22 protein-coding genes and 2 pseudogenes are annotated in these 23,245 nt (G+C 41.0%); 21 read left to right on the top strand and 3 right to left on the bottom strand.

Features of this window, described 5'->3' with window-relative positions; genetic code table 11:
* Positions 1–9: 9 nt before the first annotated feature.
* From mnmG to C5Z26_RS08085, 3 genes are all read left to right on the top strand, one after another.
* Entirely contained in the window at positions 10–1,923 is a 1,914-nt protein-coding gene (gene mnmG, locus C5Z26_RS08095; RefSeq protein ID WP_105449461.1) for a tRNA uridine-5-carboxymethylaminomethyl(34) synthesis enzyme MnmG, read from the top strand.
* A 222-nt stretch (positions 1,924–2,145) separates the two neighbouring features.
* A complete protein-coding gene (lepB, locus tag C5Z26_RS08090) occupies positions 2,146–2,733 on the top strand; it encodes a signal peptidase I (RefSeq protein ID WP_105449460.1) in 588 nt (195 codons plus the stop codon).
* Positions 2,734–2,925: 192 nt separating this feature from the next.
* Complete coding sequence (locus tag C5Z26_RS08085; protein ID WP_105449459.1) at positions 2,926–3,297, top strand: helix-turn-helix domain-containing protein; 372 nt, start codon at positions 2,926–2,928, stop codon at positions 3,295–3,297.
* Between the two features lie 261 nt (positions 3,298–3,558).
* Here the strand turns inward: C5Z26_RS08085 and C5Z26_RS08080 are convergent, their stop codons facing one another.
* The gene (locus C5Z26_RS08080; RefSeq protein ID WP_105449458.1) at positions 3,559–4,425 is read right to left on the bottom strand and encodes a DegV family protein; all 867 of its coding nucleotides are present in this window, start codon (positions 4,423–4,425) and stop codon (positions 3,559–3,561) included.
* A gap of 200 nt (positions 4,426–4,625) precedes the next feature.
* Here C5Z26_RS08080 and C5Z26_RS08075 point away from each other — a divergent pair, with 200 nt between their 5' ends.
* Entirely contained in the window at positions 4,626–5,090 is a 465-nt protein-coding gene (locus C5Z26_RS08075) for a GNAT family N-acetyltransferase (RefSeq protein ID WP_234005660.1), read from the top strand.
* Between the two features lie 126 nt (positions 5,091–5,216).
* Here the strand turns inward: C5Z26_RS08075 and C5Z26_RS08070 are convergent, their stop codons facing one another.
* Positions 5,217–5,753, bottom strand: coding sequence for a phenolic acid decarboxylase (locus C5Z26_RS08070; protein ID WP_105449457.1), 537 nt, complete (start codon positions 5,751–5,753; stop codon positions 5,217–5,219).
* Between the two features lie 119 nt (positions 5,754–5,872).
* On the opposite strand from C5Z26_RS08070, the gene C5Z26_RS08065 reads away from it, so the two are divergent.
* The 6 genes and pseudogenes from C5Z26_RS08065 (at position 5,873) to C5Z26_RS08040 (ending at position 11,973) form a co-directional block, all read left to right on the top strand.
* A complete protein-coding gene (locus tag C5Z26_RS08065; RefSeq protein WP_105449456.1) occupies positions 5,873–6,421 on the top strand; it encodes a PadR family transcriptional regulator in 549 nt (182 codons plus the stop codon).
* 95 nt (positions 6,422–6,516) lie between these two features.
* The gene (locus C5Z26_RS08060) at positions 6,517–6,978 is read left to right on the top strand and encodes a universal stress protein (protein WP_105449455.1); all 462 of its coding nucleotides are present in this window, start codon (positions 6,517–6,519) and stop codon (positions 6,976–6,978) included.
* Between the two features lie 275 nt (positions 6,979–7,253).
* Positions 7,254–9,860: a bifunctional acetaldehyde-CoA/alcohol dehydrogenase gene (adhE, locus tag C5Z26_RS08055; protein WP_105449454.1), complete on the top strand. Its 2,607-nt coding sequence runs from the start codon at positions 7,254–7,256 to the stop codon at positions 9,858–9,860.
* A 75-nt stretch (positions 9,861–9,935) separates the two neighbouring features.
* Positions 9,936–10,094: pseudogene (locus C5Z26_RS08050) on the top strand (family 1 glycosylhydrolase); the annotation flags it as partial.
* 209 nt (positions 10,095–10,303) lie between these two features.
* Positions 10,304–11,145 (top strand): annotated as a pseudogene (locus tag C5Z26_RS08045) (aldo/keto reductase).
* A 111-nt stretch (positions 11,146–11,256) separates the two neighbouring features.
* Positions 11,257–11,973, top strand: a complete 717-nt coding sequence (locus tag C5Z26_RS08040; RefSeq protein ID WP_105449453.1) for a GntR family transcriptional regulator — start codon at positions 11,257–11,259, stop codon at positions 11,971–11,973.
* A gap of 80 nt (positions 11,974–12,053) precedes the next feature.
* On the opposite strand, the gene deoC is transcribed toward C5Z26_RS08040, so the two are convergent.
* Positions 12,054–12,791: a deoxyribose-phosphate aldolase gene (deoC, locus tag C5Z26_RS08035; protein WP_105449452.1), complete on the bottom strand. Its 738-nt coding sequence runs from the start codon at positions 12,789–12,791 to the stop codon at positions 12,054–12,056.
* Between the two features lie 234 nt (positions 12,792–13,025).
* Between deoC and C5Z26_RS08030 the strand changes: the two genes are divergently transcribed.
* The 11 genes from C5Z26_RS08030 to C5Z26_RS07985 all read left to right on the top strand — a co-directional run bounded on the left by C5Z26_RS08030 (position 13,026) and on the right by C5Z26_RS07985 (position 23,198).
* Entirely contained in the window at positions 13,026–13,280 is a 255-nt protein-coding gene (locus C5Z26_RS08030) for a PTS sugar transporter subunit IIA domain-containing protein (RefSeq protein ID WP_105449451.1), read from the top strand.
* Positions 13,281–13,297: 17 nt separating this feature from the next.
* On the top strand, positions 13,298–13,432 hold the full coding sequence (locus C5Z26_RS12730) for a hypothetical protein (RefSeq protein WP_255414931.1): 135 nt from the start codon (positions 13,298–13,300) through the stop codon (positions 13,430–13,432).
* A 20-nt stretch (positions 13,433–13,452) separates the two neighbouring features.
* On the top strand, positions 13,453–13,947 hold the full coding sequence (locus C5Z26_RS08025) for a PTS sugar transporter subunit IIB (RefSeq protein WP_105449450.1): 495 nt from the start codon (positions 13,453–13,455) through the stop codon (positions 13,945–13,947).
* 28 nt (positions 13,948–13,975) lie between these two features.
* Positions 13,976–14,827 carry a PTS mannose/fructose/sorbose/N-acetylgalactosamine transporter subunit IIC gene (locus tag C5Z26_RS08020; RefSeq protein ID WP_105449449.1) on the top strand — a complete coding sequence of 284 codons (852 nt, stop codon included), beginning with the start codon at positions 13,976–13,978 and terminating at the stop codon, positions 14,825–14,827.
* Positions 14,828–14,841: 14 nt separating this feature from the next.
* Entirely contained in the window at positions 14,842–15,672 is an 831-nt protein-coding gene (locus C5Z26_RS08015; protein ID WP_105449448.1) for a PTS system mannose/fructose/sorbose family transporter subunit IID, read from the top strand.
* A gap of 12 nt (positions 15,673–15,684) precedes the next feature.
* Entirely contained in the window at positions 15,685–16,617 is a 933-nt protein-coding gene (locus C5Z26_RS08010) for a class I mannose-6-phosphate isomerase (RefSeq protein WP_105449447.1), read from the top strand.
* Between the two features lie 413 nt (positions 16,618–17,030).
* Entirely contained in the window at positions 17,031–18,374 is a 1,344-nt protein-coding gene (locus tag C5Z26_RS08005; RefSeq protein ID WP_105449446.1) for a 6-phospho-alpha-glucosidase, read from the top strand.
* Positions 18,375–18,457: 83 nt separating this feature from the next.
* Entirely contained in the window at positions 18,458–20,323 is a 1,866-nt protein-coding gene (locus tag C5Z26_RS08000) for an alpha-glucoside-specific PTS transporter subunit IIBC (protein WP_105449445.1), read from the top strand.
* 38 nt (positions 20,324–20,361) lie between these two features.
* The gene (locus C5Z26_RS07995) at positions 20,362–20,862 is read left to right on the top strand and encodes a hypothetical protein (protein WP_105449444.1); all 501 of its coding nucleotides are present in this window, start codon (positions 20,362–20,364) and stop codon (positions 20,860–20,862) included.
* A 123-nt stretch (positions 20,863–20,985) separates the two neighbouring features.
* Complete coding sequence (locus C5Z26_RS07990; protein ID WP_105449443.1) at positions 20,986–21,663, top strand: HAD family hydrolase; 678 nt, start codon at positions 20,986–20,988, stop codon at positions 21,661–21,663.
* Between the two features lie 203 nt (positions 21,664–21,866).
* Positions 21,867–23,198: a 6-phospho-alpha-glucosidase gene (locus tag C5Z26_RS07985; protein ID WP_105449442.1), complete on the top strand. Its 1,332-nt coding sequence runs from the start codon at positions 21,867–21,869 to the stop codon at positions 23,196–23,198.
* Positions 23,199–23,245 lie beyond the last annotated feature (47 nt).

Genomic DNA, 23,245 nt, shown 5'->3' with positions numbered 1-23,245 from the left:
AGAATAATCATGACAGAAGTAAAGGAATATACTGGCCGCGACTATGATGTTATCGTCGTTGGCGCCGGCCATGCGGGTGCTGAAGCGGCATTAGCAGCTGCTCGGATGGGTAATCGGACCCTTTTAATGACGATTAACTTGGATATGGTGGCGTTCATGCCTTGTAATCCGTCCGTTGGTGGTCCAGCTAAAGGCATCGTCGTGCGTGAAATTGATGCCCTTGGTGGTGAAATGGGGCATAACATCGATAAAACTTATGTTCAAATGCGGATGCTAAATACCGGTAAAGGCCCAGCAGTTCGTGCTTTGCGGGCCCAAGCGGATAAGCATGCTTATCATGCTGAAATGAAGCATACCATTGAACGGGAACCCAACTTGACGCTACGCCAAGGTATTGTTGATGGCTTAATCGTTGAAGACGGGGTCTGTGAAGGGGTTATTACCAATACCGGGGCACGTTATCGGGCTAAGAGTGTGGTTTTGACGACTGGAACGGCTGCCCGTGGCAAGATTATTATTGGTGAATTGATGTATTCATCTGGGCCTAATAATTCACAACCTGCCATGAAGTTATCAGAAGATTTAAAACGGCTGGGCTTTGATCTTGAACGCTTCAAGACCGGGACACCACCGCGGGTCGATGGGACGACCATCGATTACGGTGTGACTGAAGAACAACCTGGCGATGCCGATCCTCATCATTTTAGTTTTGAGACTAAAGATGAAGATTATATTGACTTAAAGCACCAACTCTCTTGTTGGTTAACTTATACGAATGAAACGACACATCGTATTATCCGAGAAAATCTCGATCGAGCACCAATGTTTACTGGTGTGATTGAAGGTGTTGGCCCCCGATATTGTCCGTCAATTGAGGATAAAATTGTGCGTTTCGCTGACAAGAAACGGCATCAATTGTTCCTAGAACCAGAAGGGCGCAACACGGATGAATGGTACGTTCAAGGCCTCTCAACCTCAATGCCAGAAGAAGTGCAACAACGGATTCTGCATTCGATTAAGGGTCTTGAAACGGCTGAGATGATGCGGCCAGGTTATGCCATTGAATATGATGTGGTCTCACCTTATCAATTAAAGGCGACATTAGAAACGAAACGGGTTAAGAATCTTTATACGGCTGGTCAAACCAATGGGACTTCCGGCTATGAAGAAGCCGCTGGTCAAGGATTGATTGCTGGGATTAATGCTGGGTTACGGGCTTTAGACCGAGGTCAATTGACCTTGAAACGCAGTGATGCGTATATCGGAGTCATGATTGATGACTTGGTCACTAAGGGCACGAATGAACCCTATCGCTTGTTAACTAGTCGGGCCGAATACCGCTTAATTTTGCGGCATGATAATGCTGATTTACGGTTAACGGATAAAGGTCGGGAACTCGGGCTCATTAGTGATGATCGTTATGCCGCTTTTGAGGCCAAACGAACGGCAATTGAAAACGAACTTGACCGTTTAGGCAAAATCAGAATCAAACCAAATGCGGCCGTTAATCAATTTTTACGGGAACATCATTCAGGTGAATTAAAGGATGGCGTATTAGCGGCTGATTTCTTGAAACGACCAGAAGTTAGTTATGCGGATTTGATGACCTTTATTCCAGCGCCTGAAACACCTTTAGAACGGCATATTATTGAACAAGTTGAGATTCAAATCAAATATGCAGGGTACATTAAGAAGGCCGAGGAACAGGTTGATCGCTTGAAAAAGCTAGAAGCTAAAAAGATTCCAGACCGGATTGATTATGATGCCATTGATGGGTTAGCAACAGAAGCACATCAAAAGTTGAAGAAAATCCAACCAACGACGATTGCACAGGCTTCACGAATCAGTGGGGTTAATCCCGCTGATATTGCGATTTTGAGTGTTTACATTCAACAGGGTCGGATTGCTAAAGTTGCGAATTAATTGATTTTCACAATTAAATAACGAACTTGAGCTTGGAGAAAATCCAAGCTCTTTTTTTTCAGAAAATTGGCAGACTGATGTTGGGACCGGCATCACAACCCACAGTTAGGGGCATGCGGTTCTTTATAATTTGTAAAAAGCATTAGAGATTAACGGACAAGCTTCTATAATTGGATTATACTTGTTAAAAGTATTTAAGGCGGGGATAAGGGAGCAGTGTTAATGAAAACTTTCAAAAATATCATGAGCTGGATATTGCCAATTGTAGTGGGATTACTGATTGCAATGGTCATTCGCCATTTTGTGTTCACGATGGTGCGGGTCGATGGGCCATCTATGGAGCCAAATCTCGAAAATAATGAGCGGGTGGCAGTTGTGAAAACGGCTAAAATTCGGCATCTGAGTGTCATTGTCTTTAATGCTTATAAAGTAGATCCCGATGCCTCATCGAAGACGGTTAAGTATGTGAAACGTGTGATTGGGATGCCCGGTGATACTGTTAGTTCTAAAGATGGGAAAGTTTACGTCAATGGGCATGTCGTTAAACAAGGGTTTATTAGTCAGTTTGAGCGGACACAGGGGACCGGGAATTGGAGTTTGGCTTCGATTTCGAATAAGAATAGTTGGGCCATTCCTGCAACCAAAGTGCCAAAAAATTCGTATTTTGTTCTCGGCGATCATCGTTCAGTCTCAAATGATAGTCGGTATTGGGGCTTTGTCCCAGCGAATAAAGTTTTGGGCGTGGTTAAAGTGCCCATTTGGGACACCAGTACGACGAAACGACATAATGTTAATGCTATCGGTTATTAAAGTAAACGGTGAACCTGGGAGTTATCCTGGGTTCATTTTTTTAGCCGAACTTAAATAAATGAAACTGAAATAGTTTAGAAAAGTAAACAATTAGTTGGTTAGCATTGAATTTCCGCACTAACAAGGCTAAACTGATGGCAAGTTCACTTAATTGATAGTACCAAAGGAAACTAAGATTGGAGGTAATTCTGAATGAGTTTATTTGCTGAACGATTAAAAACAGCGATGCAGCAGGCCCAAATGACATCGGCACAATTAGCCAAAGCGACTGGGATTGGGCGGTCTTCCATCAGTCAGTGGTTAAGTAGTAAATACGTGGCGAAACAAGATAAGGTCACGGCGTTAGCGCAAGCGCTGTCAGTCACGCCTGAGTGGTTGTTGGGCACTGTTACTGTGGCATCAGGGCCGAAGCAAATGACGCCTGAATTGGTTACATTATGGGAGCAGCTCGATGCAACGAATCAAAAGAAGCTACTTAAAAAGGTACGGAAGTTAGTGCTTAAGCAAGCGCCAACGGCCGAAACGGGTAAGCCAAAAGGTAAAAAGAAAAAAGCCAAAAAATAATGGCTTTTTACGAATTAAGATGAGCGTCGCTAACCCAAAGCAGGTTATGGCGCTTTTTGATTACCCTGAGTTGTCGTAATTACTCGTAAACAATCTTATGACTATAGGGCTAAGTTCGTATCTATTATGCTTAGTGAAATGTCAGGCTAATGCAACTGCTAAATCTTATAGGATGCAAAAGGCGAGCCTGGGTGTTGTTCAAGCTCACCTTTACAATTATTGAACTTTAATTTTGTGCGTAGCTATTGAAAATTAATTCGGTCAATCGGGCCATTTTTCCCAATCTTTTGCCCAAATCAAGCCCATCACGCCTTCACCAACATGCACGCCGACTACCGGGCCAATTTCGCCTTCGTCGATTGTTAAATCAGGAAAGCTTTTGATCAAATCGGCGGTCCACTCTGCTTGTAACTTGGGATTGTTGCCATTCTCAATTGTCACGCGTAAAGGGTAATCGGCCGCTGCAATGGCAGCGGCTAACTTGGCCTTAATGGCTTGGTAGGCGCGGCGCATCGTGCGTTCTTTTTCAATCGCTACAATTTTGCCATCCTCAAAGGTTAGTACGGGTTTAATCCGTAAGAGGTTCCCAACCAAGCCGGAAGCGTTGGATAACCGACCGGTCCGGACGAGGTGACTGAGGTTATCGACCACAAAGTAAACTTCAGTTGTCTCACGGAGTTGGTGCAGTTGTTCAATGACTTGGGCTGGTGTCTGACCAGCTGCCACTAATTTAGCCGCTAAAAGTGCCATGTAAGCTTCGCCAGCCGCCGTAATCAAAGAATCAAATGGATAGACTTTGATGTTGGTGACGTTAGGCAGATAGCTTTCAAGGTTGGTGATAAAGCTGGTAATACCGGAAGACAGATGAATACTAATGACATTATCGTAGCCTTCCGCAGCTAATTGGTCATACATTTGTTGCATTTGCCCCAACGTGACCTGGGTGGTGGTTGGCAGTTCGGGAGCCGTACGCATCCGTTCATAGAATTCTTTAGTCGTCATTTCAACATTTTCTAAATAAGTTTGTTTACCGAAGATCACGGTAATTGGTACGACGTGGATATTATATTTTTTGATATCCGCAGCTGATAAATAACTGGCACTATCGGTCACAATTGCTGTTCTCATTTTTCTCCTACTTTCAGGGTGAAAGATTTAGACTGTATTATACCGCTAGTCCGAGGGTGAAAGCTAGTTTTGTCAGGTTCAAATATTAAAAAAACAATCATTGATTGCGTGAAATTAAGGCTTAACGTTGCTTGATGTTATTAGTTTGGTTGTATTCTGTTACAAAGACCCGCATAATAAAATAAATTATGGGGGAGAGGATGAAAACGATGGCAGTGATTCAAATTAAAACTGCAACGCAAGCTGACCGTGCCGCTTTAGCACAAATTTATTTGGTTGATCGTCAGCAGGACTTTCCATGGGTGACGAATCCACGACTACAAGATTTTGACCAAGATAGTCGCGGTGAATTTGTTTTGGTGGCGTGGATTGATGGGCAAAGAGCGGGCTTTTGTTCGCTTTATCGGTTAGCTAATTTTATTCATCTCTTATTTGTTGACCCAGCTTTTCGTCAATTAGGTGTTGGTGAAAATTTGCTGACTGAAATGCGACAATATGCGACTGAACCAGTGACCTTAAAGTGTGTAATGGCTAACGAAGCGGCCCTACGGTTCTATGCACGGGTTGGATTTCAAATCGTTAAGGCTGACCGGGATGCCTTGCCGCCAAACTACACGTTAAGAGATACACATACCGAACAATATGTGGCGTTAAACTTGGATTAATACGCGTAGCCTGATTTTTGGTAACCTAATAGCAGATACTAAATAGTCGCTTCAAGAATTAGTTGTAAAAATTCTTGAAGCGACTATTCTTTTTATGTTACGCACCGTAATGTTTCACGTGAAACATTAGTTGTTTAGCCGGTGATAAGTTTCGTCAAAATAGTTGCCATTACGAATATCGTCAGGCAGGCCGGCGTAAGGGGCTTCGCTAATGACGTCATCGTTATCTTGTCCAGCATCACCCATATAAGTAATAGTGGCGAATTCGGGAACGACTAATTTAGGATAAGTGGCATACTTTTCACGGGCAGCTTCCATAACATCAATGTGGTCGTTTTGGAAAGTAACCGTGATTTCAGGATGTTCTTGGACCCATTTTGGGAAGAAAATAGTCCCGTTTACTTTGTTTTCGTTTGGTAAAAAGTCCAAAGCAACGTCAGTCCCGGTTGGTTCAGTCCAAGCAACTTTATAAATACCGTCAGTTAACATAACGATATTGGCTGCTTGGTCTTTGACCCAGCGGCCAGCGACCATGCCGCCATGGATGCGATAGTCAACGGTGTGATCGTTCTTTGCATACCATTCGTATTCCCAACCGTTATCATACGTATAAATAAAATGGGTACCTAAAAAGTCAGCTAAAGTTTTAAATGTTTTGGTCATTATTAAAGATCCTTTCAAAAGTAAAATTAAGTAAATTAAAACGTGTTATAAATTACATGTTTTAAATAACAAAGCTAGTGTATACTTAAGTTAAAGATTCGTCAAGGGGGTCCTACCAAATGGCGCAAAAAAACAAATTACAATTTATTATTCTGGGACTATTAAATCAACAACCGCTGACTGGGTATGATTTAACGAAAGCTTTTGATCACGAAATCGGTGAGTTTTGGCAAGCACAGCATAGTCAAATTTATCCGCAGCTAAAACGGCTTGAAACCCAAGGAGCCATTACACATGAAATCACAATCAGTGGTGAGAAATTAGAGAAAAAGCTCTATCATATTACGCCGACTGGCTTGGCCTGGTTACGGGAGTGGATTAGTGTAGGTACCCCCGATTTAACGGCGACCAAGGATGAGTTCATTTTAAAACTATATTTCATCCAAACGAATCGTGACCCACGTTTGCCAGAAATGCTAACGGAACAATTACAGTTACATCAAACAAAATTAATGCACTTGCAGGCGCGCCTAACGACGGTTTTTAAAGGCCGGCCGCAAACCACGACATATGGTCATTATTTGATTTTGCAACATGCGATTGGTCGTGAAACTTACTATGTTGATTGGCTAAAGCAGACTTTGGCGGCGTTACCAGTGAAGCATTAGCTCAACCTGAAAAAACGATCATTTGTCCCACGTTGCTGTAGGGGAACTGGTATAATAGCGATGGTCAGTACCAACTTAATGAGGAGGTCATGTAAATGGATCAAAATGAGATTGATAAGCCCTTCGTTTATCGGCGGATTTTATTGACGGTGGATGAGGATGACACGACGTCTTCTGAACGCGCCTTTCGCTACGCACTGACGTTGGCTCGTGATTATAACGTTACTTTGGGGATTGTGTCAGTCTTGGAGAGCGAAGATATTAATATCTTTGATTCGTTGACACCGTCGAAATTACAGGCGAAACGGAATCATGTGACGCAAGTTGTTCAAGATTACGTCAAGCTTGCCACCGAACGTGGGGTTCAAAATGTCGAACCGCTAGTTTACGAAGGTGGCGATGTGGATGACGTTATTTTGGATCAAGTCATTCCTGATTTTAAGCCAGATTTACTAGTCGCAGGGGCCGATACTGAATTTGCCCATGCGAAGATGACGGCTGCCATTGGTCCCCGGTTAGCCCGAAAAGCCCCCGTTTCTGTGATTGTTGTTCGGTAATGAGGCATCGTACTTTTGAATAAATGAGTTGAGTAGAGGATTGTCCGCGGTTGAATTTCAGCGGCCAATCCTTTTTTTGTGTAGACTTTGTGCAGAACTAAACTTTATTTTTAACGCGCTTGGGACGGTTAAAAGCCCACCGGGTAGGGACTATGGAACTGTTGGTGTGGATTGGTTTGGACAACCAGTGAAGATAGCGCTTGCATTTTTACGGGAGTCCGTTATAATAATGTTTGTAAATTAATTCACAAGAGAATTGAATGGAGGAACATCCCATGATTAAAACAAAACCAATTGAAAAAAAGACTGCTGCTGAAACTGAAGTCGCTAAATTAGTAGCCCGCTCACAAGCTGCATTAGCCGAATTGAAAACGTATACACAAGCGCAAATTGATGATTTGTGCGAAAAGGTCGCTGTCGCCGCATTAGATAACCATATGAAGTTAGCCAAATTAGCTGTGGCAGAAACTGGCCGTGGGGTCGTGGAAGATAAAGCCATTAAGAATATTTATGCCAGTGAATACATTTGGAATAGTATTCGGCACGATAAGACTGTTGGTATTTTGAAAGATGACGCTGAAACGCAATTGATGGAAATTGCGGAACCAGTCGGGATTGTCGCCGGGGTTACCCCAGTTACTAACCCCACGTCAACGGTTGTTTTTAAAGCGTTGATTTCATTAAAGGGTCGGAATACCATTGTTTTTGGTTTTCATCCCCAAGCGCAAAAAGCGAGTGCCGAGGCGGCTCGGATTATGCAAGCCGCAATTAAGGCTGCTGGAGGTCCAGCCGATGCTGTTTTATACATTGAACACCCTAGTATTGAAGCGACCAATGCTTTGATGCACCATCCTGCGATTGCCACGATTTTAGCAACTGGCGGGCCTAGCATGGTTACGGCGGCGTATTCTTCTGGTAAGCCGGCGTTGGGTGTTGGCCCTGGGAATGGCCCGACTTATATTGAAAAGACGGCCGATATTCAACAGGCTGTGAATGATATTGTGTTATCAAAGACTTTTGATAATGGGATGATCTGTGCTTCAGAAAATAGTGCCATTGTAGATGCCGAAATCTATGATGCCGTGAAAGCTGAATTCAATCGGTTAGGCTGTTACCTCGTGAAACCACAAGAAGTCGCAGCTCTAAGTGATGCTGTGATTGATCCTGAACGGCATACGGTACGCGGGCCGGTTGCTGGGAAGACCGCCTATCAAATTGCTAAAATGGCTGGTTTGACGCAGGTCCCCGTTGATTGTCGGGTTCTAATTGCGGAGATTGATGGTGTCGGTGTTAATTATCCCTTGTCTGGTGAAAAACTTTCGCCAGTATTGACTTTGTATAAGGCCCAATCGACAGCCGCCGCTTTCAAACGAGCGGATGAATTGCTGCATTACGGTGGCTTAGGGCATACTGCGGGTATTCATACAAAAGATGACGAATTGATCAAAGCGTTTGGACTCCAAATGCCGGCCTGCCGAATCTTAGTTAATACCCCATCTTCAGTGGGAGGTTTGGGCGATATTTATAATAACATGACGCCATCATTAACGCTGGGCACGGGCTCATATGGCGGTAATTCTATTTCACATAATGTGACAGATATGGATTTAATTAATATTAAAACGGTCGCAAAACGACGGAATAATATGCAGTGGGTAAAAATGCCACCCAAAGTCTATTTTGAACGCAATGCCGTCCAGTATTTGGAACATATGAGTGGCCTCGAAAAAGTCTTTATCGTTTGTGATCCTGGAATGGTTAAATTTGGGTATACAGATCGCGTAACTGCAGTCTTAAATCAACGGACTGAACCGGTTGATATTGATATCTTTTCAGAGGTTGAACCTAATCCTTCGACAGATACGGTGACTAAAGGGGTTGCACGGATGCAGGCGTTCCAACCAGATACAATTATCGCATTAGGTGGCGGCTCAGCGATGGATGCAGCTAAGGGCATGTGGCTCTTTTATGAACATCCCGAAACGTCATTTTTAGAGGCTAAGCAGAAGTTCTTAGATATTCGGAAGCGGACTTATCAAGTGCCAGCGGCGCATAAAGTAACTTATATCGGGATTCCAACAACGTCTGGCACTGGTTCAGAAGTCACCCCATATGCGGTTATCACGGATTCTAAGACCCATGTTAAATACCCAATTACTGATTATGCGATGCAACCAGATGTCGCTATCGTGGATCCACAGTTTGTGGAGACCGTTCCTAAGCGCACGACGGCCTGGACGGGCTTAGACGTGATTACGCATGCTACAGAATCATACGTGTCAACGATGGCCTCAGATTTTACCCGCGGTTGGTCGATTCAAGCGCTACAATTAGCCTTTAAATACTTGAAAGCCTCGTATGATGGCGACCAATTAGCGCGTGAGAAGATGCATAATGCTTCGACCCTAGCTGGGATGGCGTTTGCCAATGCCTTTTTGGGAATTAATCACTCGATTGCCCATAAATTAGGTGGCGCCTTCAACTTACCGCATGGGTTAGCGATTGCGATTACGTATCCGCAAGTCGTTCGGTATAATGCGGAGATTCCAACTAAATTGGCGATGTGGCCTAAATATACGCACAATACAGCATTGGCAGACTATGCCAACATTGCGCGAGCCTTGGGGTTAGCCGGCAATACGGATGAAGAACTTAAAGAAAGCTTGGTGCAAGCATATATTGATTTGGCGCATTCAATGGATGTTACGTTATCCTTGAAAGCGAACCGCGTTGAGAAAAAGCAGTTCGATGCTAATGTCGATCAGTTAGCTGAACTGGCATATGAGGACCAATGTACGACAGCCAATCCACGGGAACCCTTGATTAGTGAATTAAAAGCGATCATGCAACGTGAATGGGATGGTCAGGGAACTGAAAAGTAAGGATTGATAGTTTTAGAAGATTATTAGTATTGCGGAGGATCATCGTTACTTGCCTGATTTGGGCGGCGATGATCTTTTTTTGTTTGGACTGCAGTTGATTGCTGGTTTTGGAATCATGCCTATCACAATCGTTATGGTTTAATTCGTGATAATATTCATACGCAGAAAAAGGCTTTGAAGAAGTCTGCTACTTGGTTTAAGCAGGTAAGTGTGGACAATCAGTTTGAAAGCTGAGTTGTTGCAGACGACTCCTAGTAAAGATTTATTAGAGTGACAGCTAAATTTCGGAAAATTAATTGGACGTTTGGAATAAAAACTAAATGTCCTTTTATTTTTGAAATGAATCCCAAAATTGCCAGGATGCTAAGATAGTCTTGCTTATTCTTACTTAATTCGCTATTCTTAATATGTAATTACAAATTAAGAAAAAGAGGGCCTATCTAATGGAATATATCACTTTAAATAATAATGTCAGAATCCCCCAATTGGGATTGGGCGTTTTTAAAGTTGACGATACACAAACTTTAATAACAGCGATTGAAGATGCATTAGCGGCGGGGTATCGTCATTTTGATACCGCGGCTATTTATCATAATGAAGCTGGTGTTGGCACGGCTTTGGCTAATACCAATGTTAAGCGTGAGGACTTATTTGTCACCTCCAAGCTATGGTGTAATCAACCACTTATGATGAAACTAAGCGGGAATTTGAAGCGAGCTTGAAACGATTACAACTAGATTATCTTGATATGTATTTAATTCATTGGCCAAGTGTCGGCTATACTGAGAAATGGCGGGCGATGGAAGATCTATATAAATCCGGTTTGATTAAAGCGATTGGGGTGTCTAATTTCAATCAAAAACAGCTTGATAAGTTATTAAGCACAGCTAAGGTTCGGCCAGTTGTTAATCAGATTGAAACATACCCATATTTCCAGCAAAAAGCGATGCATACGTTGTTACATCAATTAGAAATCCGGCATGAAGCTTGGGGACCATTGGGACAAGGAAAAGGTCACGTCCTCACTGACCCAGTGTTAATGAAGATTGCTGATAATCACCAAAAATCAACGGCACAAATTATTTTACGTTGGCATCTGCAACGCGGAATTATTGTGATTCCAAAGTCAATTCATCAAAATCGAATTCAACAAAATATTGATATTTTTGACTTTAAACTGAGTGATAGCGAAATGGCTACTATTACAGCGATTGATCAAAATAAGCGTGGTTCTGGGGATCCGGCCGATGAGGCGTGGCTAAAGCGTGCAACAACAATGAAGTAGCTTTTAAAGTGTTAGCTGGCAAGGGGCCTTATGCTCAGTGCTAGCCAACACTTTATTTATTTGTGTGCTATGATAACGATAATATATCAGGACAAAAGTGAGGATTAGTTGATGAGTGAGCTAGCAAAACATAAACAGATTGAATTGGACCTGTTACAAAAAATCAAGGATGGCACCTATCCACCCCAGACGTTGATTCCGCGAGAAGTTGACTTAATGGCTCATTATGGGGTTAGTCGGCCGACAGTGCGGCAGGCAATTCAATCCCTAGTGAGTCAAGGATTACTTGAAAAACGCAAGCGTCGGGGGACGATGGTTAAGCAACCTAAAATTGCGCAGGCCTTTACTCAAATTGTAGAAGGTTATAACGATGAAATGAGTAATAAGGGATTATTGCCGCAAACAAAGGTCTTGTTATTGCAACGGGAAGCAGCTAACGTAGAGGTTGCTGATAATTTACGGCTTAACGTGGGGGAGGCTGTCTATAAACTCGTACGGTTGCGGTACGCGAACTACCAACCAGTTGTTTTGATCACGAGCTACATTCCAGTTAGGCTACAGGCAGATTTGTTAGCCGTTGATTTTACACAAGCCTCATTGTACGATACGCTGAGTCAAGCAAAACATGAAGTCACGCATGTACGTCGTCGATTAGATGTACTAACAGCTGATGAAACGGTTGCGGACTTATTGAATATTGCTCAGGGTGATCCATTATTCTATTTTCACACTCAGGGATTTACAGCAAGTGAATTACCAGTTGAATATTCAGTGGCTAAATATCGAGGCGACGTTAATTACTTTGTCATGAATTTGCAGCGGGCGTAAAAAGACAATTATTTTTCATAATATGCAAAAAGCATCTTGTAAAACCAATTAAGATTTTGCAAGATGCTTTTTTTGTCTTGTTATTGGTTAACTTTTGGAAATGGTCGGTCAATATCGATATGGTCAATGTGATCAACAGCCATCCGTTCTTTTAAGGCGTCAATAATTTGGATACCAGCGCTACACCCAATCCGATCGGCCCCGGCCTTGACGAGAGCTAAAAAGGTATCAGTGTTACGAATGCCTCCAGCGGCTTTGACTTTAACGGTGTTGCCAACGACAGATTTCATCAGGTTAACGTCAGCGACAGTTGCACCGCCAGTACCGAAACCAGTTGATGTTTTAATGAAATCTGGTTTAACTTTGCGTGCAATTTCAGCAACCTGTTTTGTCTCAGCGGTTGTCAGGTAACAATTTTCAAAAATTACCTTGCAGGGGATGTTGTGTGCATGACAAGCTGTGACAATCTGCTGCATTTCATCTTCAATATAGGTGTAATTTTTATTCTTTAACTCGGTGATATTGATGACGTAGTCAATTTCGTTCGCCCCATTTTTAATGGCATCATTTGTGTCGAAAACCTTGGAAGCAATAGTTGTCTGGCCTAAGGGAAAACTAATGGCGGCACCGGTATCAATATCTGTACCGGTCAATTGTTTTGAGCATAGGTTTGATTGAACCTGGTTAATAGCAACCATTTTAAAATGATACTGTTTAGCTTCGTTACAGAGTTTGATCATATCCGCAGCGGAAGCAAAGGCCTTTAAGTTTGTGTGATCAATTAGTCGTGAAAAATCATCAATTGTATAAGATTCCATCATGTTAACCTCCATTTATTAAGTTATTACATATTTAATGATAGTGGTTTGTAGTTGATTTGTCAAATTAATCGTAAATAGACAAATTAAATTCCTAAAGTATTAATATAATGCCTTTTTAAAGAAAATAAAGATAGCTATTGACATAATGTAAGCGGATTCATATAATGGCTTATGTAAAAGCATATTTAGCTTATATAGATATATATTATTACAAATAAAGAGGTGCTGATTATGAAATTATTGTTGGTTTCACATGGTCATTTAGCAAGTGGTATTTTGACCAGTTATCACATGATTGCGGGTGATACTACTGGAATTGATAAATTGGAATTAACGGATACTGGCGTTGGAGAATTCAGAGAAAGTTTGGACGAGTATCTCAATACGGCTGATAAGGTATTGATTTTAGCGGATGTTCAAGGGGGACACCGTACAATGAATCTTTTAAACGATTCTTGGACAATCCAGATAAGGTATGTGTTGTGAGTGGGTTGAACTTGGCGATGTTATTAGAAGTGGGAACATTATCGAGTTCAACAAGTTTAGTTAAGCTTGCTGATATTGCAGCAAATACCGGTCGTATGGGGATAGCGGTAGCAGTTAATAACGATAATGATGATGACGATATTGTTTTTTGATAATTTAGGAGGAAAAAATTATGAGTATTTCAATAGTAAGAGTTGATGACCGAGTCATTCATGGCCAAACGATGACTCGTTGGACTAAAGCACGTCCTGTCGATGGCATTTTAGTTGTTGGTGATAATATCGCTCATGATACTTTAAGAAGAAAGGTTTTGAAAGCAGCCGCAAATGAATTGAAAGTTGGTATTTATACGGTTGCGGAAGCACCAGATAAAATTCAACAAGGAATCGCATCTAAGAAAAAATTCTTCTTGATTAGTGATTCTCCCCAGACGTTTTCAAAACTGGTCAACATGGGCGTAGATTTTGGAGGTGTGCTAAATGTTGGTCCAATGAATACACGGGCTGGCGCCAAGATTTTAGGACGAACGGTTGCAATTGATAGCAATGATTATCAAGCTTTTGACAATATGAATAATCATGGAATCGATATTCAATTTCAGCTCTTGCCTGATGATGATATTCGGTCTTGGAAGACGATGAAAGCAAAATATGATTCGATGGATTAGCTTAGTCAATTAGATGGAGGTGTTATAAATGAATTCGTCCTTATTCTTACCAGCACTGTTAACTGGAGTTTTCTGCTATCTAGGTGCCATTGAAACACCGTGGCTGTTCGGAATGTCTGGTGGTTACTATATTGTTGGGCGACCGTTAGTGGCGGGCTTATTAGTCGGACTGGCATTTGGTGATATCAAAGCAGGGATCTTATGTGGGCTTGCTGTTCAGGCAGTTTTCATTGCCAATCTTTCAACTGGTGGGGCGACTAATAGCGAAATTACTTACGCTGCTTACGGTGGGATTGGTTTGGCGATGGCAACAACACAAAATCCCGCGATTGCTGTTACGTTAGCCATATTAATTGGTCAGACTTTTGGATTGATTTTCTATAATTTCCGAATGGCAATTTATTCATATTGGAATTCTCGAGCTGATAAAGCTGCCGAAACGAATAATGATCGGGGAATTGTTTTGAATCACCTTGTTTACCCTCAAATTTCGACATTTATTTTACGAGCAGTACCTGTTTTTCTGGCTATTTATTTTGGTAAAGGATTAGTTAATTGGTTAATCAATAGTGTCCCAGATATTGTTACTCACATTATTCAAGTCCTGGGTGGGGTCTTACCAGCACTTGGGATTGCCTTGCTGATGAGCATTGTAATCAAGAATAAGACACACTTGATTTTCTTCATGGCTGGATTTGTCTTGTTGGCTTTCGCTAAATTGAGTATGATTGCGATTGTTTTTATTGCCGCTTTGGTAGCTTATCTTTATTATTATGCATCAACCAATCACGGTAATGGCAGTTCCGATGGCGGGAAGTCAGTCGCTGATAGTAATGTGGTTAATACGGACGATGAGTATGAAGATGATGATTTATTCTGATGGAGGGATTATAGATGAAAAATGCAGTAACTTCCAATTCGGAGCCACTAACGAAACATGAATTAAATGAAATCTGGTACCGTTGGGGCTTTACACAATTAAGTTCAATGAGTTATGAAAAGTTGCAGGCCCATGCGTGGGCGTACTCCTACCTACCATTTGCTAAAAAATATTATGCTAATGATCCTGACAAAAAACGGCGATTACTGAAGCGACATTCGATGTTCTATAATACTGAGCCACAGACTGGTCAATTGATTAACGGAATTGTTGCTTCTCTGGAAGAGCAAATTGCTTTAGGTAAGAATGTCTCTGAAGAGATGCCAGTCAATATTAAAGCAACTTTGATGGGGCCGCTAGCTGGGATTGGGGATTCAGTAATCCAAGGAATTATCGTCCCGATTCTCTTATCTATAGGGATGAGTTTGGCCGCTGGTGGTAGTCCTCTGGGGCCGCTGTTCTACATTCTCACATATGGTATTATTGGACCAACAATTTCTTATATTGCATTTCATAGTGGTTACCGGTTAGGTGTTAATGCAATCGACGTGATTGTCGGTGAAAATTCTAAGCGGATTACAGACGCCTTTAATATTCTGGGTGTGATGGTTGTTGGTGCTCTAGCCGCTAATACAATCGTGTTGAAGACGATTGCTAAAGTACCTCTTGGTGGCAAAAGTCAGAGTTTAGAAACCGTGTTGAACGGGATTTTCCCAGGACTATTACCATTGGCAGTGGTCTTGTTTGGCTGGTGGTTAGTCTCGGCTAAACAATTGTCGGCAACGAAGATTATTTTAGTTTTAACAGTGATTGTCACGATTGGTTGTTTAATTGGCTTCTTTTAGTGGAGGTTATTGATGCTAATTTTAAAATCTATTTCACAGCCTCGAATCTGGGGGACAGAACGGTTAAAAGCATATCAGGCAACGGCACCAAAAACAGGTTCAGTTTATTCTGTTGCCGGAACTACAGCGATTGATTGTGACACGTATAACACTAAGACACAGCAGTCGATGCATTTACATGATATTGTTACGCAACAGCCAACAATGCTCGGATTAAAACCCGGAGAACCTTATCCAATAATTATTGATATGCTGGGCGCTGACGAACATTTGAGCATTCAAGTTCATCCAACAGATGCTGATGCGAGAGCGCAAGGATTGCGATACGGTAAGCGAGAATCATGGTACTTTATCACGGCACCAACATCAGGAAAAGTTTTTGCTGGTGTTAAGCCAGCATATCGGCAAGGACTTTCCTTGACGCAGATTAAGCAGTCTCCGTTAGCAGTTGTTGATCAAATTTCAGCTAAGGCTGGTGATTGTTTATATGTACCAGCTGGGACCTTGCATGCGATTCAAAAGGGAGCGCTAGTTTATGAAATTCAACAGTCGACAGATGTGACGTATCGTTTTTTTGACTATCATCGTTTAGGGTTAGATGGTCGACCACGGAAGTTAGCAGTCGCGGCGGCATACCGGAATTTAGTAACTAGTAATGCTGTTACTACGATCCCATTACCGCTTGGAGGAACGACTGATCAACGACCGTATACTTTGACTCATACACGATTCATTGATACAACGTGGCAGAATACTGGGGTGATTGCGGCGGCAATTACAGTTTTAAGTGGTTCTTTAATCACAGCATCTCAGATGGTGTTGTGGCCTGGTCAGAGTGTTCTAGCGTTACCAGGAGAAATTGTTCGTTTTAAAGGGGCTGCGACGGTTATGGTTGCCGAATCCCATCCATATTGGCGCGATGAAAGTTGTGCAGAAAAAGTATGATCCGTTAATGGATCATACTTTTAATTTGTTTTAAAAGATGAATTTTACAATAAAAACTAATTGTTGCTTTTTATGTGAATTGTTGATCATTATGTTTCATTTTAGTTGGAATATAGTTTTTAAAGATAGCCCGTTATATTATGTTTACATATTGGTAACTATAAGCTTAATGGGGAATGTTTGATTGGTTATCATCTTTTTTTAATTGAATATTACTGTTAAATAGGCACTTATACGAAAATTTTAAGGATTTTTGAAAAAAATTTCATGAGTAGAAACTAATTTAATATATTGGAACAACGTTCTAAATCGTTTGAACTCATTGAAGTCGATTAATGAGCATGCAATAATGAATTCATCAATTGATGAAAGCGCTTTATATAAAGCTACTAAAAGGCTTGGAGGCTATTTTTATGACTCACGCAACAGATGATCGTAAGTTTTCAGTTTTAATTGCCGGTGGTGGGAGTACTTACACACCCGGGATTGTTTTGACATTGTTAAACGGGCTTGATAAATTTCCACTTCGCAAGTTAAAATTCTACGATAATGACGGTGAACGTCAAAAGAAAATTGCAGATGCCACTGAAATATTAGTTAGGGAACGAGCACCAGAAATTGAATTTGAAGCAACGACGGATCCTGCTGAAGCTTTTACGGATGTTGACTTTGTCATGGCGCAAATTCGGGTTGGCAAATATGCTATGCGGAGCTTAGATGAAAAAATCCCATTAAAGCATGGTGTTGTCGGTCAAGAAACAACTGGTCCTGGTGGGATTGCGTATGGGTTACGTTCAATTCCTGGAGTGGTTGAATTAGTTGATTACATGGAAAAGTATTCACCAAATGCCTGGATGCTTAACTATTCCAATCCAGCAGCTATTGTTGCAGAAGCAACCCGGCGTTTACGTCCAAATTCAAAAATTATCAATATTTGTGATATGCCAATTGGTATCATGGATCGGATGGCTGAGATCGTTGGCTTAGAAGATCGCAATGATTTAGTTTTTAGATATTATGGCTTAAATCACTTTGGTTGGTGGACGGATGTTCGCGATAAGACTGGGAAAGATCTAATGCCGGCATTGAAGAAACATGTTGCCAAACATGGCTATCTCGTCGATGATGACTACGAAGAAGGTATCGAACCAAGTTGGGAAGAAACCTTTAAAATGGCAGCCGATGTTTATGCGCTAGATCCAACAACGTTGCCTAATACCTACTTGAAGTATTACATGTACCCATCACAAGTGGTTAAACATTCAGATCCCAATTATACTCGGACGGATGAAGTTGAAGATCATCGGCAGAAGCTAGTCTTTGGTGAATGTGCTCGTATTGTTGAGACCGGGACGGCTAAGGATACTGGTTTCAAACCAGATGATCATTCAACTTATATCGTCGATTTATGTACGGCAATTGCTTATGATACTAAGCAACGAATGTTAGCAATTATTCCTAATGAAGGGGCTATTTCGAATATTGATCCAACCGCAATGGTTGAAGTTCCTTGTTTATTTGGTGCCAATGGTGCTGAACGTTTAGCAATGGGCAAAGCAGCAACTTATCAAACTGGGATGATTACGGAACAAAACAGTGTCGAAAAGTTAGCGGTTGACGCGTTACTAGATCATTCATACACGAAGTTATGGCAAGCATTTAGCTTATGCAAGATTGTTCCTGATGCGGGTATCGCAAAGGATATTTTAGATGACATGATTGTTGCAAATAAGGACTACTGGCCAGAACTTAACTAGTTTTAGTAAGTAGTGATTAAGAAGGACTGTTGCAATGATTGGCTAGTCTTTCTTTTTAATTTAAAAAAGTGAGATGAATAATTATGATGCAGAAACTGCAAAAATTTGGGGCAGCGATGTTCGTACCAGTTTTGCTGTTCTCCTTTGCTGGATTAGTGGTTGCTTTTGGTTCTTTGTTTACGAATCCTGCTATTTTTCCAAGTTTGGCTAAGTCTACAACAACTTGGTATGGTATCTGGTACACGATTGAAGAAGGTGGTTGGACCATCTTCCGGCAGGTCCCATTACTATTCGTTGTTGGTTTACCGATTGGTTTAGCTAAAAAGTCACAAGGCCGGGCAGCCCTAGAGTCGTTAGTGACGTATTTAACCTTTAATTATTTTGTAGCTGCTATTTTAAGTATTTGGGGACCAACTTTTGGTGTTAATCATTATGCTCGTGAAATCACTGCAAACTCCACTAATGGTGGATTAACAATGATTGCTGGTATCAAAACGCTAGATACTAGTATCGTTGGTGCGTTAGTTGTTGCAGGGATTGTTGTTTGGTTACACAACAAGTATTTTGATAAGAAATTACCTGATTGGTTAGGGACTTTTCAAGGATCATCATATGTTGTTATTCTAGGCTTTGCCGCAATGTTTGTCTTAGCCTTTGTAACTTGTCTTGTATGGCCAAAGATTCAATTGGGCATTTCCGCTTTGCAAGGATTTATGAAGACATCTGGCGTAATTGGGGTTTGGGTCTACTGTTTCTTACAACGGGTCCTGATTCCAACTGGGTTACATCACTTTATCTATATTCCGTTCCAATACGGTCCAGCAGCAGTTGCTGGTGGATTGGAACCATACTGGTTACAACATTTATCACAATTTGCAACCAGTACGGCACCTATCAAATCCTTAGCACCAGAAATGGGTTTCGAATTATTTGGTAATGAAAAAGTCTTTGGTATTCCAGCAATTTGTTATGCCTTCTATGTAACTGCTAAGAAGAGTCGTAAAAAGCAAACCGCTGCTTTATTGATTCCTGCTGGCTTAACTTCAATTGCTGCTGGGATTACTGAACCAGTTGAATTTACTTTCTTATTTGCAGCTCCTGTACTTTGGGTCGTTCACTCATTGTTGGCTGCGACACTGGATGCCACGATGTTCGCTTTTGGGATTGTTGGTCAATTCGATGGTGGTCTAATTAATTTCTTGAGTATGAACTGGATTCCACTGTGGGCTAATCACTGGCATACTTGGATTCTTCAAATTGCAATTGGGTTAGTTTTCTCAGTTATTTACTTCTTTGTCTTCAAGACCATGATTCAACATTTCAACTATGCAACACCAGGTCGTGAGGCCGAAGGTGAAGATACCAAGCTGATTAACAAGAAAGAATATAAAGCTAAAACTGGTACTGCTTCGAATCCATACATTGAGCGGGCACAAGCTTATCTTGAAGGTCTTGGCGGTGCAGGAAATATTGAAGATATGACTAGTTGTGCAACACGTTTACGGGTGACAGTTAAAGATCCTGAAAAAGTAGCTAGTGATAGCATGTTTAAAGCTAACAAAGCCGTTGGGGTTGTGCATCATGGTAAAGCCATTCAAGTTATCGTTGGCTTAGATGTTGCTCAAGTGCTTGAAAAGATGACTGATTTATCTAGTGGCCCTATTCAAATGGATGCTAGTACGCAGCCAGAAGTGAAAGCGCTAACGCCTATGCAACAAAATGCAACGTTGATTATGGATTCATTGGGGACTGATCAAAATATTGAAAATGTGGAAGATGTTGCTGGTCAATTAGTCGTCACGGTTGTTAATCCGGCTGAAGTTGACCAGGAATCAGTTTTTAAGGAGCTTAACATTGGCGTAGAACAGGTTGTCGCTGATGGTAAAAAAGTGACTATTAGTATGAAGGATCATGAGAAGTTTGTCCAAGCGATGTTGTCGTTAATTTAAGTCATTAATGTTGAATTGATAGGTAGGAGGTCAGTTAAATGGTTGCAAAGAATAGTAGAATTTCAAGATTTTTTGACAGGGTTATCACGGGGCTGCATTATGATTTACGTAAAGCATTGAATATCTATATTGCGGTTTTGATGATTGTTCCAGTAGCTTACTTTGCGTATATTGCGCTGGCACTGAACATGAATAATATGGGGCTGGAGACATATTTTGGTAAAAGTCCGATTACAACAGTAATGTTTATTGTAACGTTGATGGATTTAATTGTGGCTTATGTACTCTACTTCAGGAAATCAGTGTTACTAACCAGTCGACTAACGGTAATTGTGACGTTTAGCATTTTAACAGTTTTACAATTAATGGTTGGTAATATTATTTCAGTAATTATAGGCTTAATTGTGCTCTATCTATCAAAAAACATTGTAACGATTCAAACAATATCGATTGATAAACAAACTTTAGCGGTTATCATTGGTAGTACACCATTTTACCTTATTTGTACTTGGTTACTGTTTACAATTGGCTTGAAATAGGTATTTTCAGTAGCTTAGTCAGATACAATAATATAAGTTATAACTGTGAAAAATGCAGCCGAGTTAGCACTTATTGTGCTGACTTGACTGCATTTTGTCAAAGACGAATGGAGTGAGTCATAAATGATAGACACAATGATTTTTGATTTTAATGGCACTATGTTCTTTGATGCAAAGTTTCAAAAAGATTCTTGGGGTCAGTTTATTCAGCAAAATTTTAATCGTAAGATGACTGAGTTGGAATTTCAACAACATATCGCTGGTTGTAATAATCGCGATACATTTGAATATTATGCACGGCGTCAGATTACAGCTGATGAACTAATTAGCATGACGACAGCTAAAGAAAAAATTTATTGTGATTTATGTTTATCACGGCCACGTGATTTTCACTTAGTGGCAGGATTACCGGAATTCTTGGATAGCTGCCAGGATCAGAGGATTCAAATGAACATTGCCACCGCTTCAGAAAAGCCAAATGTTGAGTTCTTTTTTACCTATTTAGAACTCGATCGTTGGTTTGATATTGAACAGGTAGCGCTGAATGACTTTTCGCTACCGGGTAAGCCAGCACCAGACATTTTTTTAAAAGCCATCGCAAATGTTCAAGCGACACCAGCGACTAGCGTGATTTTTGAGGATTCTATTTCAGGCATACAGGCGGCAAATCGTGTCGATACGGGGGCAATTATACTGGTTGAGGATCCACATTGTGTAGCGTTGACCATGCCGACTAATTTGCGCGTCGATTATCAAATCTACGATTATGCCCAAATTGGTGAAACGATTACGAAAAATTAGTGAATTTATTTAAACGCTTTAATCGCTGGATTATCAGTCACTTTGGGTTTTAATGATGCTGAAATATATTTCATTTTTTGAAATGTAGGATAGCTTGTGGAACTGTTCCCGAACTAGCCGCAAAGTATTGAAAGCGCTTATATTCAGAGTAATATTAAACATGTAATCAAGTGAAACACAAATAGTTCTAGGAGGAATTACTCATGGATGATAGAAAATTTTCCGTATTAATTGCCGGTGGTGGTAGTACTTATACCCCAGGAATTGTTTTAACTTTATTGGAACATATGAAAAAATTCCCGTTGCGGAAATTAAAATTTTATGATAATGATGGTGAACGCCAAAAGAAAATTGCAGACGCTTGCCGGATTTTAGTTAAAGAACGAGCGCCAGAAGTTGAATTCGAAGCTTCAACAAATCCAGAAGAAGCATTCTCTGATGTTGACTTTGTTATGGCTCAAATTCGAGTTGGTAAATATGCAATGCGGAGCCAGGATGAAAAAATCCCACTAGCTCATGGCGTTGTCGGCCAAGAAACCACTGGCCCTGGTGGGATTGCTTATGGACTACGTTCGATCCCTGGGGTGATTCAATTAGTTGACTATATGGAAAAGTATTCACCAAATGCCTGGATGTTGAATTATTCAAACCCAGCTGCAATTGTTGCTGAAGCTACTCGGCGTTTACGGCCAAATTCAAAAATTATCAATATCTGTGATATGCCAATTGATATTATGGATCGGATGGCTGCAATTCTCAATTTGAAGGATCGTAATGAGTTAGTTTTCCGTTATTATGGTTTGAATCACTTTGGTTGGTGGACTGATATTCGTGACAAGACTGGTAAAGATTTGATGCCTGCTTTGAAAGAATATGTTGCCAAGAATGGTTACTGGGTCGGTGGTGACTATGATAAGAATACTGAAGCAAGCTGGGAAGAAACCTTCAAGAAGGCAGCTGATGTTTATGCACTGGATCCAACAACCTTGCCAAACACTTACTTGAAGTATTACCTCTATCCATCGTGGGTTGTTAAGAATTCAAATCCTAAGTATACACGAACCGATGAAGTTGAAGCTTATCGTCAAAAGAATGTCTTCAGTGAATGTGCTCGAATCGTTAAGAATAAGAGTGCTAAAGATACTAACTTTGTATCGGATCAACATTCAACTTATATCGTTGACTTATGTACCGCCATTGCTTACGATACGAAACAACGGATGTTAGCAATTATTCCTAACGAGGGTGCTATCTCAAACATCGACCCGACTGCTACAGTTGAAGTACCTTGCTTATTTGGTGCGACTGGTGCTGAACGAATTGCCATGGGTAAGGCAGCCACTTTCCAGAAAGGTCTAATTACCGAGCAAAATAGTGTTGAAAAGTTAGCCGTTGATGCTTGGGAAGAACGTTCATATACGAAACTGTGGGAAGCCTTTAGCTTATGCAAGATCGTCCCTGATGCTGGTGTTGCTAAAGATATTCTTGATGATATGGTTGTTGCCAACAAGGATTTCTGGCCAGAATTAAAATAAGTCAAAATAGAATATGAGTAACAATTGGAGAGCAGACTTTAATAGTA

This window comes from Lactobacillus sp. CBA3606 (assembly GCF_002970935.1).
Taxonomy (GTDB): Bacteria; Bacillota; Bacilli; order Lactobacillales; family Lactobacillaceae; genus Lactiplantibacillus.
Note: the sequence above shows the minus strand (reverse complement) of the source record. Positions and strands in the feature narration are given on the sequence as shown.

Excerpts from the sequence above, each read along its gene's own strand:
- mnmG (WP_105449461.1), top strand. The coding sequence starts at position 10 with ATGACAGAAGTAAAGGAATATACTGGCCGCGACTATGATGTTATCGTC.
- lepB (WP_105449460.1), top strand. The coding sequence starts at position 2,146 with ATGAAAACTTTCAAAAATATCATGAGCTGGATATTGCCAATTGTAGTG.
- C5Z26_RS08085 (WP_105449459.1), top strand. The coding sequence starts at position 2,926 with ATGAGTTTATTTGCTGAACGATTAAAAACAGCGATGCAGCAGGCCCAA.
- C5Z26_RS08080 (WP_105449458.1), bottom strand. The coding sequence starts at position 4,425 with ATGAGAACAGCAATTGTGACCGATAGTGCCAGTTATTTATCAGCTGCG.
- C5Z26_RS08075 (WP_234005660.1), top strand. The coding sequence starts at position 4,626 with ATGAAAACGATGGCAGTGATTCAAATTAAAACTGCAACGCAAGCTGAC.
- C5Z26_RS08070 (WP_105449457.1), bottom strand. The coding sequence starts at position 5,753 with ATGACCAAAACATTTAAAACTTTAGCTGACTTTTTAGGTACCCATTTT.
- C5Z26_RS08065 (WP_105449456.1), top strand. The coding sequence starts at position 5,873 with ATGGCGCAAAAAAACAAATTACAATTTATTATTCTGGGACTATTAAAT.
- C5Z26_RS08060 (WP_105449455.1), top strand. The coding sequence starts at position 6,517 with ATGGATCAAAATGAGATTGATAAGCCCTTCGTTTATCGGCGGATTTTA.
- adhE (WP_105449454.1), top strand. The coding sequence starts at position 7,254 with ATGATTAAAACAAAACCAATTGAAAAAAAGACTGCTGCTGAAACTGAA.
- C5Z26_RS08040 (WP_105449453.1), top strand. The coding sequence starts at position 11,257 with ATGAGTGAGCTAGCAAAACATAAACAGATTGAATTGGACCTGTTACAA.
- deoC (WP_105449452.1), bottom strand. The coding sequence starts at position 12,791 with ATGGAATCTTATACAATTGATGATTTTTCACGACTAATTGATCACACA.
- C5Z26_RS08030 (WP_105449451.1), top strand. The coding sequence starts at position 13,026 with ATGAAATTATTGTTGGTTTCACATGGTCATTTAGCAAGTGGTATTTTG.
- C5Z26_RS12730 (WP_255414931.1), top strand. The coding sequence starts at position 13,298 with ATGTTATTAGAAGTGGGAACATTATCGAGTTCAACAAGTTTAGTTAAG.
- C5Z26_RS08025 (WP_105449450.1), top strand. The coding sequence starts at position 13,453 with ATGAGTATTTCAATAGTAAGAGTTGATGACCGAGTCATTCATGGCCAA.
- C5Z26_RS08020 (WP_105449449.1), top strand. The coding sequence starts at position 13,976 with ATGAATTCGTCCTTATTCTTACCAGCACTGTTAACTGGAGTTTTCTGC.
- C5Z26_RS08015 (WP_105449448.1), top strand. The coding sequence starts at position 14,842 with ATGAAAAATGCAGTAACTTCCAATTCGGAGCCACTAACGAAACATGAA.
- C5Z26_RS08010 (WP_105449447.1), top strand. The coding sequence starts at position 15,685 with ATGCTAATTTTAAAATCTATTTCACAGCCTCGAATCTGGGGGACAGAA.
- C5Z26_RS08005 (WP_105449446.1), top strand. The coding sequence starts at position 17,031 with ATGACTCACGCAACAGATGATCGTAAGTTTTCAGTTTTAATTGCCGGT.
- C5Z26_RS08000 (WP_105449445.1), top strand. The coding sequence starts at position 18,458 with ATGATGCAGAAACTGCAAAAATTTGGGGCAGCGATGTTCGTACCAGTT.
- C5Z26_RS07995 (WP_105449444.1), top strand. The coding sequence starts at position 20,362 with ATGGTTGCAAAGAATAGTAGAATTTCAAGATTTTTTGACAGGGTTATC.
- C5Z26_RS07990 (WP_105449443.1), top strand. The coding sequence starts at position 20,986 with ATGATAGACACAATGATTTTTGATTTTAATGGCACTATGTTCTTTGAT.
- C5Z26_RS07985 (WP_105449442.1), top strand. The coding sequence starts at position 21,867 with ATGGATGATAGAAAATTTTCCGTATTAATTGCCGGTGGTGGTAGTACT.